This window comes from Metabacillus rhizolycopersici (assembly GCF_020075705.1).
In genome coordinates this window covers 1-546 of sequence record NZ_JAIQUM010000267.1, presented here as the reverse complement: position 1 = coordinate 546, position 546 = coordinate 1, and the positions used below count along the sequence as shown (strand labels likewise).

Here is a 546-nt window from a genome sequence, read left to right as displayed (position 1 = left end):
AAAAGGTTAGGGGTTCGACTCCTCTCGGGCGCGCCAATAACCGGGAAGTAGCTCAGCTTGGTAGAGCACTTGGTTTGGGACCAAGGGGTCGCAGGTTCGAATCCTGTCTTCCCGACCATTCCCTAAACAAAAATTTCTTGGGGCCTTAGCTCAGCTGGGAGAGCGCCTGCCTTGCACGCAGGAGGTCAGCGGTTCGATCCCGCTAGGCTCCACTTATTAGAATTTATCTATTATTATGGCGGTGTAGCTCAGCTGGCTAGAGCATTCGGTTCATACCCGAAAGGTCGTGGGTTCGACTCCCTCCGCCGCTATTACTGATTAAAGAAAGTAATTTTATTGGACCCTTAGCTCAGTTGGTTAGAGCAGACGGCTCATAACCGTCCGGTCGTAGGTTCGAGTCCTACAGGGTCCATTTATATGGAGGAATACCCAAGTCCGGCTGAAGGGATCGGTCTTGAAAACCGACAGGGGTGTCAAAACCCGCGGGGGTTCGAATCCCCCTTCCTCCTCCAGATTTATTTATGTAGTTACTCTTATTATCGCGGG

At 51.5% G+C, this 546-nt stretch carries 5 tRNA genes; all 5 read left to right on the top strand.

What is annotated here, in order from left to right:
- Positions 1 to 41 precede the first annotated feature (41 nt).
- The 5 genes from K9V48_RS28510 (at position 42) to K9V48_RS28490 (ending at position 512) form a co-directional block, all read left to right on the top strand.
- Positions 42 to 118: transfer RNA gene (locus tag K9V48_RS28510), tRNA-Pro, on the top strand.
- Positions 119 to 139: 21 nt separating this feature from the next.
- Positions 140 to 212, top strand: a tRNA-Ala gene (locus tag K9V48_RS28505).
- A gap of 25 nt (positions 213 to 237) precedes the next feature.
- Positions 238 to 311: transfer RNA gene (locus K9V48_RS28500), tRNA-Met, on the top strand.
- Between the two features lie 27 nt (positions 312 to 338).
- Positions 339 to 412 (top strand) — tRNA-Ile (locus tag K9V48_RS28495).
- 7 nt (positions 413 to 419) lie between these two features.
- Positions 420 to 512, top strand: a tRNA-Ser gene (locus K9V48_RS28490).
- Positions 513 to 546 lie beyond the last annotated feature (34 nt).